Annotated in this window: 13 protein-coding genes; 5 read left to right on the top strand and 8 right to left on the bottom strand. The window is 73.0% G+C overall.

Annotated features, from left to right (window positions below; all coding sequences use genetic code 11):
• Positions 1 to 64: 64 nt before the first annotated feature.
• On the bottom strand, positions 65 to 1,129 hold the full coding sequence (locus tag FHX31_RS03415) for an alpha/beta fold hydrolase (protein WP_184975032.1): 1,065 nt from the start codon (positions 1,127 to 1,129) through the stop codon (positions 65 to 67).
• Between the two features lie 218 nt (positions 1,130 to 1,347).
• Positions 1,348 to 1,794 (bottom strand): FHA domain-containing protein, encoded by a 447-nt coding sequence (locus FHX31_RS03410; protein ID WP_013288233.1) that lies wholly within the window; start codon positions 1,792 to 1,794, stop codon positions 1,348 to 1,350.
• Positions 1,795 to 2,012: 218 nt separating this feature from the next.
• On the opposite strand from FHX31_RS03410, the gene FHX31_RS03405 reads away from it, so the two are divergent.
• Positions 2,013 to 3,515 carry an aldehyde dehydrogenase family protein gene (locus FHX31_RS03405; RefSeq protein WP_184975029.1) on the top strand — a complete coding sequence of 501 codons (1,503 nt, stop codon included), beginning with the start codon at positions 2,013 to 2,015 and terminating at the stop codon, positions 3,513 to 3,515.
• A gap of 9 nt (positions 3,516 to 3,524) precedes the next feature.
• On the opposite strand, the gene nucS is transcribed toward FHX31_RS03405, so the two are convergent.
• Positions 3,525 to 4,184 carry an endonuclease NucS gene (gene nucS, locus FHX31_RS03400; RefSeq protein WP_030271426.1) on the bottom strand — a complete coding sequence of 220 codons (660 nt, stop codon included), beginning with the start codon at positions 4,182 to 4,184 and terminating at the stop codon, positions 3,525 to 3,527.
• A 71-nt stretch (positions 4,185 to 4,255) separates the two neighbouring features.
• On the opposite strand from nucS, the gene FHX31_RS03395 reads away from it, so the two are divergent.
• Positions 4,256 to 4,873, top strand: coding sequence for a DUF4126 domain-containing protein (locus FHX31_RS03395; RefSeq protein ID WP_013288236.1), 618 nt, complete (start codon positions 4,256 to 4,258; stop codon positions 4,871 to 4,873).
• A 59-nt stretch (positions 4,874 to 4,932) separates the two neighbouring features.
• Entirely contained in the window at positions 4,933 to 5,229 is a 297-nt protein-coding gene (locus tag FHX31_RS03390; RefSeq protein WP_013288237.1) for a DUF1540 domain-containing protein, read from the top strand.
• 92 nt (positions 5,230 to 5,321) lie between these two features.
• On the opposite strand, the gene FHX31_RS03385 is transcribed toward FHX31_RS03390, so the two are convergent.
• The 4 genes from FHX31_RS03385 to FHX31_RS03370 form a co-directional block, all read right to left on the bottom strand.
• Positions 5,322 to 7,325, bottom strand: a complete 2,004-nt coding sequence (locus tag FHX31_RS03385) for a protein meaA (protein ID WP_184975026.1) — start codon at positions 7,323 to 7,325, stop codon at positions 5,322 to 5,324.
• A gap of 101 nt (positions 7,326 to 7,426) precedes the next feature.
• Positions 7,427 to 9,580: an FtsX-like permease family protein gene (locus FHX31_RS03380; protein WP_184975023.1), complete on the bottom strand. Its 2,154-nt coding sequence runs from the start codon at positions 9,578 to 9,580 to the stop codon at positions 7,427 to 7,429.
• Complete coding sequence (locus tag FHX31_RS03375) at positions 9,577 to 10,257, bottom strand: ABC transporter ATP-binding protein (RefSeq protein WP_184975020.1); 681 nt, start codon at positions 10,255 to 10,257, stop codon at positions 9,577 to 9,579. The genes FHX31_RS03380 and FHX31_RS03375 overlap by 4 nt, the downstream gene beginning before the upstream one ends.
• Positions 10,254 to 10,778: a PadR family transcriptional regulator gene (locus FHX31_RS03370; protein WP_013288241.1), complete on the bottom strand. Its 525-nt coding sequence runs from the start codon at positions 10,776 to 10,778 to the stop codon at positions 10,254 to 10,256. Before FHX31_RS03370 ends, FHX31_RS03375 begins: the two co-directional genes overlap by 4 nt.
• A gap of 86 nt (positions 10,779 to 10,864) precedes the next feature.
• Between FHX31_RS03370 and FHX31_RS03365 the strand changes: the two genes are divergently transcribed.
• Together FHX31_RS03365 and FHX31_RS03360 are read left to right on the top strand one after the other, a co-directional pair.
• Positions 10,865 to 11,713 (top strand): ABC transporter ATP-binding protein, encoded by an 849-nt coding sequence (locus tag FHX31_RS03365; protein WP_091330889.1) that lies wholly within the window; start codon positions 10,865 to 10,867, stop codon positions 11,711 to 11,713.
• A complete protein-coding gene (locus FHX31_RS03360; protein ID WP_013288243.1) occupies positions 11,710 to 12,555 on the top strand; it encodes an ABC transporter permease in 846 nt (281 codons plus the stop codon). The genes FHX31_RS03365 and FHX31_RS03360 overlap by 4 nt, the downstream gene beginning before the upstream one ends.
• 40 nt (positions 12,556 to 12,595) lie before the next feature.
• Here the strand turns inward: FHX31_RS03360 and FHX31_RS03355 are convergent.
• Positions 12,596 to 13,461, bottom strand: a protein-coding gene (locus tag FHX31_RS03355) for an IS5 family transposase (protein WP_013474031.1) whose coding sequence is annotated in 2 segments (ribosomal slippage) — positions 12,596 to 13,128 and positions 13,128 to 13,461 — 867 coding nt in all. Because the reading frame shifts where the segments join, the coding sequence is not laid out codon by codon here.
• Between the last annotated feature and the right edge of the window lie 20 nt (positions 13,462 to 13,481).

Raw genomic sequence — 13,481 nt, 5'->3', positions numbered from 1 at the left:
CGCCGGAGTCTGCCACGTGACGCTGTGTTGTCGAGACGCCGTGGGATATTTCACGCACCGCGCCTCACCCGGTGGCGTTCTCCCCGGCCAGCGCCAGCAGTTCGGCGACGAACTCCGCCGGCCGCTCCAGGTGCGGGCTGTGCCCGCAGCCGGGCAGCACCACCTCGCGGTACGTCCCGCCGGCCGCCGCGTACCGGTCCAGCACCGCGCGGGTCTGCTCCACCATCGGCTGCGGCGGGCACTCCGCCTCACCCGGCCAGCCGGGCACCACGCCGAGCCGGCCGAGGTACGCCAGGTCGAACAGCGAGGTGTCCGAGACGATCACGTCGGCGTCCCCGCGTACCCAGGTCACCGGCGGCTTGACCGGCACGGCGACCAGCTCGTCGGCGAGCCGGAAGTGGGCCGGGGCCAGCGCGTTGAGGACGCCGCGCGGCCCGGCGGCGGTCCCCGGCCAGTGCGCCGAGGCGACGGCCGTGCCCGGGTAGTTGTCGTCGCCGGTGGCGGTGGTCAGCATGCTCTCCAGCAGCAGGTCCTCGTCGTCGCCGAGTGACGCCGGGTCGGCCACGTACGCGGCGCGCAGCACCGCCCGCGGGCTGGTCGGGCCGTCGGCGCTCCGGTCACCGGCGGCGAGCCGGGCCACGAAGTCGGGGTTCGCGCCGCCGGCGCCGGTGCCGGCGAAGTCGGGCGTGGTGGGGGTGCCGTCGAGGTCCCGGGTGCCGCCGAAGCCGTACGGGGACACCGGCGCCTCCAGCAGCAGCCCGGCCACCCGCTCGGGGTGGCCGACGAGCAGCCGCATCGCCACGCCCCCGCCCAGCGAGTGCCCGGCCACCACCGGCCGGGCGCCGGGCGCGAACAGCCCCGGGGCGTCCAGCAGCGCGGCCACGTCGTCGGCGAAGTCGTCGAGCCCTCGGGTGGCGTCGACCGGCGCGGTGTCTGTCTCGCCGTAGCCGCGCAGGTCGGGCGCCACCACCCGCAGCGTCTCCGGCAGCCGGGCGAGCAGCGGTTCCCAGAAGGCGGAGGAGGAGACGTTGCCGTGCACCAGCAGCACCGGTACGCCGTCCGGTGGACCGGCCACGCGGACCGCCTGGGTGATGCCGTTGGCCTGGACGGTGAGCCGTGCGCTGCGCATCCGCGCATGCTGGCACGGGCATCGGCCCTCGGTCCATGTGCCCCACCGACACACCGGCCCGCCGAGAGATGGGCGCCGGACCACCCCGCCCCCTCACCGCGTCGATCATGAGGTTGACGGCGACATATCGGACGCAGAACGCCGCCAACTTCATGATCGACCGGGCCTGGGAGCCCAACCCATCAGCGGCCCCGAGGGCCCGGCGGATGCCCGGAGGTCTAGCTGACGTCGGCCGGCTGCGCCTCGCGCGCCTCGATCGGCTGGCGCGGCCCGGGGACGGGCAGCGGCAGGGTGGGACGCTGGTCGCGGCGCAGCGCGCCGAAGCTCATCCCGACCGGGTCGGTCCGGGCCACGCCCGGGTCGTAGAGGCGCAGGTCGGTGCGGCCCAGCCGGACCACGTCACCGTCGGCGATCGCCACGCTGCCGGTGACCCGGGTGTCGTTGAGCCAGGTGCCGTTGGTCGAGCCGAGGTCGGTGAGCATCACCCCCTCCGGGGTGGCCCGGACGGTGGCGTGCCGCCGGCTCAGGTGCGGGTCGGCGAGCACGATGTCGGCGGTCGGCGCACGGCCGATCACCTGCGCGTCCTGGCCGACCCGGAACGTGAGCCCCCGCATCGCCCCGCCCGACACCGTCAGCAACGGCATCAGCTCAGGATGCTCCTCCATGGACAGTCGACCTCCACCCCACATCGCCCCGCGGCGTCAGCCTGCCACCTCACCGTAGTGGCTTGCACCACCGCGCGGTCACCCCCGCGACCCCGGCCGGTCATCTCCCGTTCGCCGTTTCGGACGGCACTAACGTCGATGCGACGGCTGATCGTCGGCGCAGCGTACGGCGCGTTCGACACCTACCGGCGAGTAATCCTCGGGTCTAGACTTCGGCCATGACCGCTGTACACGTGCCGGGCGCCCCGCTCATCTCCGAGGGTCTATTGGTCTCGACCAGCCCGGCCACCGGCGCCGAGGCAGGCAGATTCCCGCTGGCCGACGAGGCGGACGTGCGTGCCGCTGTCGACCGCGCCCGGGAGGCCGGCGACTGGTGGGCCGGGCTCGGCTTCGCCGGCCGGCGGGACCGCCTCCAGCGCTGGCGCGGCGTGCTCGCCCGGCGGATCGAGGAGCTGGCCGACCTGATGCACACCGAGGGCGGCAAGCCGGTCGGTGACGCCGTGGTGGAGATCCTCACCGCGCTGGAGCACATCGACTGGGCGGCCCGCAACGCCCGGCGGGTGCTCGGGCCGCGCCGGGTCCGCTCCCGCCTGATCCTCGCCGAGTTCACCGGTCACCTCGAATACCAGCCGTACGGCGTGGTCGGCGTCATCGGCCCGTGGAACTACCCGGTCTTCACGCCGATCGGCTCCGCCGCGTACGCGCTCGCGGCCGGCAACGCCGTGGTGTTCAAGCCGAGCGAGTACACCCCGGCGGTCGGTCAGTGGCTGGTCGACAGGTTCGCCGAGGTGGTGCCGGAGCAGCCGGTGTTCCAGGCGGTGCACGGGTTCGGCGCGGTCGGTGCCGCGCTGTGCCGCTCCGGGGTCGGCAAGGTCGCGTTCACCGGCTCGACCGCCACCGCGAAGCGGGTGATGGCCGCCTGCGCCGAGTCGCTCACGCCGGTGCTGCTGGAGGCCGGCGGCAAGGACGCGATGATCGTGGACACGGACGCCGACCTGGACGCCGCGGCGGAGGCGTGCGTGTGGGGCGGGCTCACCAACGCCGGCCAGACGTGCATCGGCATCGAGCGGGTCTACGCGGTCGACCAGGTCTTCGACACCTTCGTGGAGAAGGTGGTGGCGAAGGCCGGGCGGCTCACTGTGGGCGCCGACGGGTCCGACCTCGGCCCGATCACCATGCCGTCGCAGATCGACATCATCCGCCGGCACATCGACGACGCGCTCAGCCGGGGCGGCCGGGCCGTGCTCGGCGGCCCGGAGGCGGTCCAGCCGCCGTACGTGCACCCGACGGTGCTCGTCGACGTGCCGGAGGACTCGGCCGCCGTGCAGGAGGAGACGTTCGGCCCGACGCTCGTGGTCAACCGCGTCCGCGACGTGGACGAGGCGGTCGAGCGGGCCAACGCGCTGCCGTACGGGCTCGGGGGTTCGGTCTTCGGCCGGGCGCGGGCGGTGGCGGTGGCGCGGCGGCTGCGTTCCGGGATGGCCTCGGTCAACTCGGCACTGACGTTCGCCGGGATGTCGACGCTGCCGTTCGGCGGCACCGGCGAGTCCGGCTTCGGCCGCATCCACGGCGAGGAGGGGCTGCGCGAGTTCGGCCGGCCCAAGTCGGTCACCCGCCGCCGGGCCCGGTCGCTGCTGCCGGCGATGACGTTCGAGCGCACCCCGGCCGACGTCGCCCGCCTGGTCAAGATCGCCAAGCTGATGTACGGCCGGGGCCGCTGAGGCGGCGCCTCAGAACAGCGTCAGCTCGTCGCGCTCGATGCCGCGCAGCTTGTCGTAGTCGACCACCACGCACCGGATCCCCCGGTCGGTGGCGAGCACCCGCGCCTGCGGCTTGATCTCCTGCGCGGCGAACACCCCGGCCACCGGCGCGAGCAGCGGATCGCGGTTCATCAGCTCCAGGTAGCGGGTGAGCTGCTCCACGCCGTCGATCTCGCCGCGCCGCTTCACCTCCACCGCCACCGCGCCGCCGACCGCGTCCCGGCAGAGCAGGTCGACCGGCCCGATCGCGGTCATGTACTCGCGCCGGACCAGCGTGTACCCCTCCCCCAGCGTCGCCGGGTTCGCGGCGAGCAGCTCCTGGAGGTGCGCCTCGACGCCGTCCTTGCGCAGGCCCGGGTCCACGCCCAGCTCGTACGAGGTGTCCTGGAAGATCTCCTCCAGGGTGATGCGCAGCTCCTCGCCGGCCTTGTTCACCACCCGCCAGACGCCGGGCGCCTCCTCCAGCCGGCAGGGCGGGCTCATCCAGTTCAACGGCTTGTAGGCCCGGTCGTCCGCATGGATCGACACCGACCCGTCCGCCTTCACCATGAGCAACCGGGTAGCCGGGGGCAGGTGGGCCGAGAGCCGTCCGACATAGTCCACCGAGCACTTCGCAATCACCAACCGCACCCGCCGAGGGTAGCCGAGGCCCCCGCGGACGCCGACGAGCGCCACTGGCGTACCGGTGCCATATTGAGATCGTGCTCGAAGTCCTCACCGGTTCCGGCCTGGCCGCCTCGGCGGGCCTGAACGCCTACATCCCGCTGCTGCTGATGGGGCTGCTGTCCCGCTACACCGATCTGGTCGAGCTGCCGAGCGGCTGGCAGTGGCTCGGCAACGGCTGGGTGGTGCTGATCCTCGCCGTGCTGCTCGCGGTCGAGGTGGTGGCCGACAAGGTGCCAGTGGTCGACCACGTCAACGACGTGGTGCAGACGGTGGTCCGGCCGACCGCGGGCGGGCTCGCGTTCGGCGCGGGCGCCGGCTCGGAGACGGTCACAGTGAGCGACCCGGACACGTTCTTCTCCACCCATCAGTGGGTGCCGGTGGTGGTCGGCGTGCTGATCGCACTCGGCGTGCACCTGCTCAAGGCCGCCGCCCGGCCGGTCATCAACGCGACCACGGCAGGCGTGGGCGCGCCGGTGGCCAGCACCGCCGAGGACGCGACGAGCGTCGTCATGTCGGTGGTGGCGCTGCTGCTGCCGGTGCTGGTGCTGGTGTTCCTGGTCGCCCTGGTGTTCTTCGTACCGTGGCTGTTCCGCCGCCGCCGGGAGCGGCGCCGCGAGCGCGCCGCGGCCCGCGCCGCCGGCTTCCGCGTCTGACCCGCACCGACTCCCGAAACCCCTAAAATCGGGGCAAGACACCCAAGGAGGTACGGGAGATGACCGCGTCGTTGGAGATGCCCCGGGTCCAGGAGTGCGCCGTCCGGTCCTGCGCCTACAACCACACGAACGACTGCCACGCGTTCGCCATCACGATCGGCAGCAGCGACCACGCGCACTGCCACACGTTCGTGGAGATGCCGGTGCGCGGCGGCCTCGACCAGTTGGTCGCGCAGGTGGGCGCGTGCTCGCGCGCCGACTGCCGGCACAACGCCGACCTGGAGTGTCACGCCCCGGCCATCACCGTCGGCCCCGACATGGACATGGCCGACTGCATGACCTACGAGAGCCGCTGACCCGCCCGCGCGGACGCGGCGCCTGCTTTCGCGCGCGGTTGTTAAGAAGGGGCCCCTTGCCTACCGGAGGCGTTAATAAGGGGCCCTTCCTTTCACGACAGGGTGTTCGCCTCGCGGATCACTGTGACCAGATCGTCGATGATGCCGGTGAGCGCGAAGTCCTTCGGCGTGAACACCCGGGCCACCCCGGCTGCCCGCAGCGCCTCGGCGTCAGCCGCCGGGATGATCCCGCCCACCACCACCGGCAGGTCGCCCCGCCCGGCCGCGCGCAGCCCGTCCAGCACCGCCGGCACGGCGGCCAGGTGCGAGCCGGAGAGCACGGAGAGGCCGACCAGGTCGACGTCCTCCTCCACCGCCGCCGCCACGATCTGCCCGGCGGTCAGGCGGATGCCCTGGTAGACCACCTCGAAGCCGGCATCGCGGGCGCGTACCGCGATCTGCTCCGCGCCGTTGGAGTGCCCGTCCAGCCCCGGCTTGCCGACCAGCAGCCGCAGCCGCCCGCTGCCCAGCTCCCTGGCGGTCGCGACGACCCGCTCCCGCACCCCGGCGAGGGTCGCGTCACCGGCTGTCCCGACCGCCCCGGCCAGGCCGGTCGGCGCGCGGTACTCGCCGTACACCTGGCGCAGCGCGCCCGCCCACTCGCCGGTGGTGACACCGGCCCTGACACATCCGAGCGTCGCCGGCATCAGGTTCGCCGTGGTGGCGGCATCGGCGCGCAGCCGGTCCAGCGCGGCCTCGACCGTCGCCGCGTCCCGGTCGGCCCGCCACCGGCGTACGCCGTCGGTGGCCGCCTCCTCGACGGCCGGGTCCACCTGCTCGATCGCCTCCGCGCCGGCCGCTGTGAGCGGCGACGGCTCGGTCTCGGTGAACCGGTTGACGCCGACCACCACGTCCGAGCCGGACTCCATCCGGCGGCGCCGGTCGGCGAGCGAGGCCACCAGCGCGCTCTTGAGGTAGCCGGACTCGACGGCGGTGACCACGCCGCCCATCTCCAGCACCTTCTCCAGCTCGACCCGGGCACCGGAGACGATCTCGTCGACCAGCGCGGTCATCACGTGTGAGCCGGCGAACAGGTCCGGATACTCCAGCAGGTCCGACTCGTACGCCAGCACCTGCTGCATGCGCAGCGACCACTGCTGGTCCCACGGGCGGGGCAGGCCCAGCGCCTCGTTCCAGGCGGGCAGCTGCACCGCGCGGGCACGGGCGTCGCGGGACAGCGTGACGCCGAGCATCTCCAGCACGATCCGCTGGATGTTGTTCTCCGGCTGCGCCTCGGTCAGGCCCAGCGAGTTGACCTGGACGCCGTAGCGGAACCGGCGCTGCTTCGGGTTCTCCACGCCGTAGCGGTCGCGGGTGATCTCGTCCCAGAGCGCGCCGAACGCGCGCATCTTGGCGATCTCCTCGACGAAGCGCACCCCGGCGTTGACGAAGAACGAGATCCGCTGGACGACGTCGCCCATCCGCTCGGGCGGCACCTGACCGGAGTCGCGCACGGTGTCCAGCACGGCGACGGCGGTGGCCAGCGCGAAGCCGACCTCCTGCACCGGCGTCGCGCCGGCCTCCTGGAGGTGGTACGAGCAGATGTTCACCGGGTTCCACCGGGGCATCTCGCGCAGCGTGTACGCGATCACGTCGGCGGTCAGCCGCAGCGAGGCCGCCGGCGGGAAGATGTACGTCCCCCGGGACAGGTACTCCTTGATGATGTCGTTCTGCGTGGTGCCGGCGCAGCGGCTCAGCTCCGCGCCCTGCTCGGCGGCGACGGTGCCGTAGAGGCCGAGCAGCCACATCGCCGGGGCGTTGATGGTCATCGAGGTGTTCATCTCGGCCAGCGGGATGCCCTCGAACAGCGCCCGCATGTCACCCAGGTGCGCCACCGGCACGCCGACCCGGCCCACCTCGCCGGCGGCCAGCTCGTGGTCCGGGTCGTACCCGGTCTGGGTGGGCAGGTCGAAGGCGACCGACAGGCCGGTCTGCCCCTTCGCCAGGTTGCGGCGGAAGAGCGCGTTGGTGGCCGCGGCGGAGGAGTGCCCGGCGTACGTGCGCATCACCCACGGGCGGTCCCGCTCGGGCAGCCGTCCCGGCATCGCGTCGTCCATGGCCGGAGTTTAAGTTACCGTTCAGTAAAAGGGAGTGTGGAAAACCACACAACCCGATGCCCGCACCGGTGGGCCGGCGGGCGGCCGGCCCACCGTACGGGTCATTCGCTGCGGGCGGTCTCCGGGCCGGTGATCCGTTCCAGCAGCGGCAGGGTGGCGGCGACGACCGCGAGGCAGCCCAGGACGCCGAGGGCCGTCACCGCGGCGAACCCGATCCCCGGCAGGCGCAGGTCGTACTGCATCTGCGCGCGCAGGAACAACTGCGCGGCGACCAGTCCCATCCCGACCGCGACCACGGCGACGGTCAGCAGCGGCACCACGCTCTCCACTGCCACCACCCGGCGCAGCAGCCGTACCGGGGCGCCGCTGAGCCGGAGCAGGCTGAACGGCCGCTTCCGTTCACTGAGGCCGGCCGCCACTGCGACGGCCAGGCTGCATCCGGCGAGCACGAGACCGGCCGCCACGACGATGTCGGCCAGCCGCTGCCAGCCCCGCATGGTGTCGGCGAAGTCGGCCTCGAAGTCGCCTGGCACGTTCGGCGCCACGAAGAAGGCGGGGAACGCCGCTTCGAGGACCGTCCGGGCCCGCTCCACAGCGACCGGGTCCGCCGCCTCGACCGCCACCGAGCCCGCCGGGAGCCCCGCGAGGGCCGCCGGGTCCACCGGGGACGACGGCCAGATCCGGTCGGCCGAGGCGGACCCCCGCCAGGGGATCAGGTCCGGCGGCACCTCGGCGACGCTCGCCCCCGGAGCGCACCGTCCGTAGGCGGGCGGGATGTCCGCGCAGGCGATCACGCCGAAGTCGCGGCCGTTCTCGCGTACCGGGTTCTCCCGCACGAGCACCGGGTTGCGGACGCCGGGAATCGCCGCCAGGTCGGCCGGCAGCGTGCCGGGTACCGGCGGGTCGTCCGTCAGCACCATCGACAGCCGGCCGGCCTCCAGGGAACCCCGGGGTGCGGGACCGCGCTCGTACGTGATCGTCCCCATCACCCCGACCGCCACCGTCGTGACGAACAGCGCGAGCATCACCCCGCCCACCGCGCGGAACCCGGCGGCCGGGTTGTCGGCGAGCCGGCGCGCGGCGATGAGCGCGGCGGGCCGGCCGGCGCGAGCGGCCATCGCCCGGGCGCCGACCATGGTCAGCCACGGCCCGGCCGCGATCAGCCCGACCATGACCAGCAACAGCGCGGGCAGGAACAGCGCGGTCTGACCGTCCGAGGTGGGCGGCCGGTACACCAGGGCGAAGCCCAGCCCGGCCAGGCCGAGCGCGAGCGGGATCAGCCGGTATGCACGGGGCGGCCGGGGCGTGACCCGGCGGGTGACGCCGAGCGGGGAGATCCGGACCCGGCGCAGCGCGATCCAGGCCGCAGCCGCCGCGCCCGCCGGCACGCCCACCGCCACCACGAGGGCCTCCGGCGCCCCGACGGCCATGTCCTCCGGGAAGAACGGCATGCCGGTGAACGGGATGCCGGCGAGCTGCCCGCGGAGCGCGAAGAACATCGCGAAGCCGACCGCCGCGCCGGCCGCCGCCGCGAGCGCGGCCTCGACGGCCGCGATGGCCGAGATCTGCCGGGGCGTGGCACCGACCAGCCGCATGGCGGCGAACCGCTGCTCCCGGCGGGCGGCGCCGAGCCGGGTCGCCGTGCCGATGAAGACGAGTACGGGGAACAGCAGGCCGCCCGCCACCACGCCGAGGATGAGGTCGACCGCGGCCCCGGGCAGCGGAGCGCTGTTGCCGTCGAGCCGGGTGACCTTCCGGACCTGGTCGAGCCCGCCCACCTGCTCCGGAGTGCCGCCGACCAGGACGAGCAGGGTGTCCGGCGAGGTGAGCGCCGCCGGCCCGACGACGCCGAGGTCCCGGCCCGGATAGCGGTCGGCGAGCTGGTCGGCGGGGACGGTCGCCAGCAGCTTCCGCAACGCCGGGGAGGCGTAGAACTCCCCAGGCCCCGGGGCTCGGGGAACACCGACCGGCGTGGGCGCGTCCGGGCCGGTCGCGGCGACGTCGACGCGGATGATCTGGTCGCCCCGGAAGTAGTCGGTCCGGGTGGACCACAGCAGCGGGTCGGCGGCCCCGTCGGCCGTCTCCTGCGGGTACATCGACGCGTAGCGCGTGAGCTGGGCGTCGGCGGCGTGCACACCGGCGAGCGTGGTGAGCAGCAGCCCGGTGCCCACAGCGACGGCGGCGGCGATGGCGACCAGCCGGACCAGCGCCTCCCGCCCACCGGCGACGGCGAGCCGGAGCGCGAGCCCGATCACGAGACGACCCCGGCGGGGGCGTTGACCCGGCCGTCGCGCACCATGACCTCGCGGTCGGCGTACGCGGCGATGCGCGCCTCGTGCGTCACCAGGACGACAGTGGTGCCACGCTCGCGGGCGGCGTCCACGAGCAGCGTCATCACCTCCTCGCCGGTGAGCGAGTCGAGCGCGCCGGTGGGCTCGTCGGCGAACAGCACACGGGGCTCGGCGACCAGACCGCGGGCCAGCGCGACCCGCTGGGCCTGCCCGCCGGACAGTTCGCCGGACCGGCGGTGCTCCAGGCCGGCCAGGCCGAGCCGCTCGAACCAGCCCCGGGCGGCGCGCAGCGCCGGAGTGCGGCGGACGCCGCGCAGCAGCAGTGGCAACGCCACGTTCTCCGCCGCGGTGAGTTCCGGCACGAGCTGCCCGAACTGGAAGACGAAGCCGAAGCTGTCGCGGCGCAGCGTGCTGCGGTCGGCCTCGCCGAGGGTGTCGATCCGGGTGCCGTCGAACCGGACCTCGCCGGAGTCGGGGCGCAGGATGCCGGCCAGGCAGTGCAGCAGCGTCGACTTGCCGGAGCCGCTCGGTCCCATCACGGCGACGACCTCACCGGCCGACACGGCGAGGCTCGCGCCGCGCAGGGCGGGTGTCTCGCCGAACGCGTACGTGACGTCCCGGCCCTCGATCATCGGGCTCATGGCCGAACCGCCTTTCTCAGGGCGTCCAGCCGGGCGCCCGTCGTCTCGATCCACCGCAGGTCCGCCTCCAGGTGGTAGAGGCCGTGGTCGGCGAGCATCACGTCGACGAGTTCGCCGCTGCGTTTGATCTCGGTGAGTTCGCGCATCCGGCGCAGGTGGGCGGCGCGCTGGGTGTCCAGGTACTCCTCGGCCGGGCGGTCGAGCATCAGCGCGAGCACGACCTTGGTGAACAACAGGGTCTGGAGGTGCGGTTCCGGCTCGACCGGCTCGGTCAGCCAGTGCTCGACCTCGGTGGCGCCCCGGTCGGTGATGACGTAGCGCTTGCGGTCCGGCCCGGCACCGGGAGCGACGTCGCCGACCACCACCTTGCCGTCGCGGGCCAGCCGGCTCAGCGTCGAGTAGACCTGCCCGTACGGCAGCGGCTTGCCGCGCCCGAAGAAGGTGTCGTAGTCGCGCTTGAGGTCGTAGCCGTGGCTCGGTTCGCGTTCGAGCAGCCCGAGCAGGGTCAGGGGAACCGTCATGACCAGAGACTACACTGAGTGTATACCCCGCGTATATAGCTGACCCGGCAGTGGAACGGGCGACCGCACGACGCACACTTGACGTCATGGAGAACGAGCTCGCGATTTCCGTGCGAGGGCTGCGCAAGGCGTACGGCGACAACGTCGCGGTCGCGTCGGTGGACCTGGACGTCCGCCGGGGCGAGGTGTTCGCTCTGCTCGGCCCCAACGGCGCCGGCAAGACCACCACGGTCGAGATCCTGGAGGGCTACCGGCAGCGCGACGCCGGCGAGGTACGCGTCCTCGGCGCCGACCCCGCCCACCCCGACGCCGGCTGGCGCTCCCGCGTCGGCATCGTGCTCCAGGGCACCGGCGAGTTCGACGAGCTCACAGTCGGCGAGGTGGTCCGCCACTTCTCCGGCTTCTACGCCGACGCCGACGACCCGGACAAGGTGGTCGAGCGGGTCGGGCTGGGGGCCAAGGCCAAGGCGCGTACGCACACGCTCTCCGGCGGGCAGAAGCGCCGCCTCGACGTGGCGCTGGGCATCATCGGCCGCCCCGAGCTGCTCTTCCTCGACGAGCCGACCACCGGCTTCGACCCGGAGGCCCGGCGCGAGTTCTGGGAGCTGATCCGGGACCTGTCCGCCGCGGGCACCACGATCGTGCTCACCACCCACTACCTGGACGAGGCCGAGGCGCTCGCCGACCGGGTCGGCGTGATCGCCGCCGGACGGGTGATCGAGGTCGCCCCGCCGAACGCGCTGGGCAACCGGCAGGAGTCGCTGGCGACCGTCTCCTGGCGTACCCCCGACGGGACGCCGGCCTCGGCGGAGACCGCGACGCCGACGGCGCTGGTGGCCGACCTGGCCGCGCGCTTCGGCGGCGAGGTGCCCGGCCTGACGGTGACCCGGCCGACCCTGGAAGACGTCTACCTGCGGATGATCGGACACTCATGACCACCACGACGAAGCCGGCGGCCCCGGTCGCCGCCACCTCCGCCCGGCGGTCCGGGGCGGGCGCGCTGGCGCTGCGTCAGGGGCGGCTGGAGATCACCCAGTTCCTGCGCAGCCGGGAGTCCGTCGTGTTCACGATGGGCTTCCCGATCATCATGATCCTGATCTTCGCGGCGATCTTCAGCGACGAGATCGCCCCCGGGGTCAGCTACACCCAGTACTTCATCACCGGCATGATCGCGACCGGCCTGATGACCGTGAGCTTCCAGAACCTCGGCATCTGGATCCCGATCGAGCGGGACCGGGGCGTGCTCAAGCGCTACCGCGGCACGCCGATGCCGAAGTGGGTCTGGTTCGCCGGCAAGGTGATCATGGTGGTGGTCATCGGCATCGCCGAGACCGCGCTGCTGCTCGCCGTCTCGGTGGCGATGTTCGACCTGCAACTGCCGCAGACCACCGGCAAGTGGCTGACGTTCGCCTGGGTCGCCGTCCTCGGCGTCACCGCCTGCACGCTGTGCGGCATCGCCATCTCGTCGCTGGCCCGCACCGCCCGCAGCGGCTCGGCCGTGGTCACCCCGGTCGCGCTGGTGCTCCAGTTCATCTCCGGCGTGTTCTTCGTCTTCACCAGCCTGCCCACCTGGATGCAGCAGGTCGCGGCGATCTTCCCGCTCAAGTGGATGTGCCAGGGGCTGCGCTCGGTCTTCCTGCCGGACAGCTTCGGCGCCCGGGAGCCGGGCGGCTCGTTCGAGCTGGGCACCGTCGCCCTGGTGCTGGGCGCGTGGTGCGTCATCGGCCTGGTGCTCTGCCTGACCACGTTCCGCTGGACCACCAAGCGCGACGGCTGAGGTGTAAGGAAGGGCCCCCTCTTAGGGCCTGTCCTGTCGATCATGGAAGCCAGATGATGGCGGCGATGAGGATCAGGCTGGCTCGGTAGAGGGATGCGCGTTTGGCGTAGCGGGTGGCCAGGTCACGCCATTGCTTGAGTCGGTTGAAGCAGCGTTCCACGACGTTGCGTTTGCGGTAGGTCGCCTTGTCGAAGGCGGGTGGTCGCCCGCCGGTGCTGCCCTTGGCGGCGCGGCGGGCGATCTGGTCGCTGCGTTCGGGGATGACGTGCCGGATCCCGCGTTGGCGCAGGGCTCGACGGGTGGAGTCATGGGCGTAGCCCTTGTCCGCGATCAGCACGTCCGGACGTTTGCGGGGCCGGCCCGGTCCGGGCTGGTTGACGCGGATCGCGTCGAGCAGGGCGAGGAGCTGGGGGTTGTCGCCGGCCTGGCCCGGGGTGAGCAGGATCGACAACGGCCGGCCGCGTCCGTCGACTGCGAGGTGGATTTTCGTGCTCAGTCCTCCGCGTGATCGGCCGATGGCCTCGCCATCTTGCGCACCAGGCGTCGCCGGACTTGTCGGGGAGCCCCCTTTTTGCGGGCGCCAGCGGCATGCTGATGCGCCCGCACGATCGACGAGTCGATGCTGATCGTCCACTGCACCGGTGTGCCGTCGTCGTGCACCTGCGCCGCCGCGAGGATCCGATCCCATGTCCCGTCGGCGCTCCACCGACGCAGCCGCTCATGGCAGGTCTTCCACGGCCCGAAACGTTCGGGCAGGTCACGCCACGGCGCACCCGTGCGCAGCTTCCACAAAATCCCGTTGATGACCTGCCGGTGATCTCGCCACCGCCCACGAGCACCGCCCGGCTCCGGTAGCAGCGGCGCGATCACCGCCCACGCCTCATCGGTCAACTCACCACGACGCACCACCGACACATCGTCAACGA

Source organism: Micromonospora sp. CNZ286, from assembly GCF_014207755.1.
The sequence above is the reverse complement of the archived record's forward strand: the minus strand, read 5'-3'. Positions and strand labels throughout refer to the sequence as shown.

Coding starts and splice junctions, on each gene's coding strand:
- FHX31_RS03385 (WP_184975026.1), bottom strand. CDS start 7,325: ATGGACGACGCGATGCCGGGACGGCTGCCCGAGCGGGACCGCCCGTGG.
- FHX31_RS03390 (WP_013288237.1), top strand. CDS start 4,933: ATGACCGCGTCGTTGGAGATGCCCCGGGTCCAGGAGTGCGCCGTCCGG.
- FHX31_RS03375 (WP_184975020.1), bottom strand. CDS start 10,257: ATGAGCCCGATGATCGAGGGCCGGGACGTCACGTACGCGTTCGGCGAG.
- FHX31_RS03365 (WP_091330889.1), top strand. CDS start 10,865: ATGGAGAACGAGCTCGCGATTTCCGTGCGAGGGCTGCGCAAGGCGTAC.
- FHX31_RS03360 (WP_013288243.1), top strand. CDS start 11,710: ATGACCACCACGACGAAGCCGGCGGCCCCGGTCGCCGCCACCTCCGCC.
- FHX31_RS03415 (WP_184975032.1), bottom strand. CDS start 1,129: ATGCGCAGCGCACGGCTCACCGTCCAGGCCAACGGCATCACCCAGGCG.
- FHX31_RS03370 (WP_013288241.1), bottom strand. CDS start 10,778: ATGACGGTTCCCCTGACCCTGCTCGGGCTGCTCGAACGCGAACCGAGC.
- FHX31_RS03405 (WP_184975029.1), top strand. CDS start 2,013: ATGACCGCTGTACACGTGCCGGGCGCCCCGCTCATCTCCGAGGGTCTA.
- FHX31_RS03410 (WP_013288233.1), bottom strand. CDS start 1,794: ATGGAGGAGCATCCTGAGCTGATGCCGTTGCTGACGGTGTCGGGCGGG.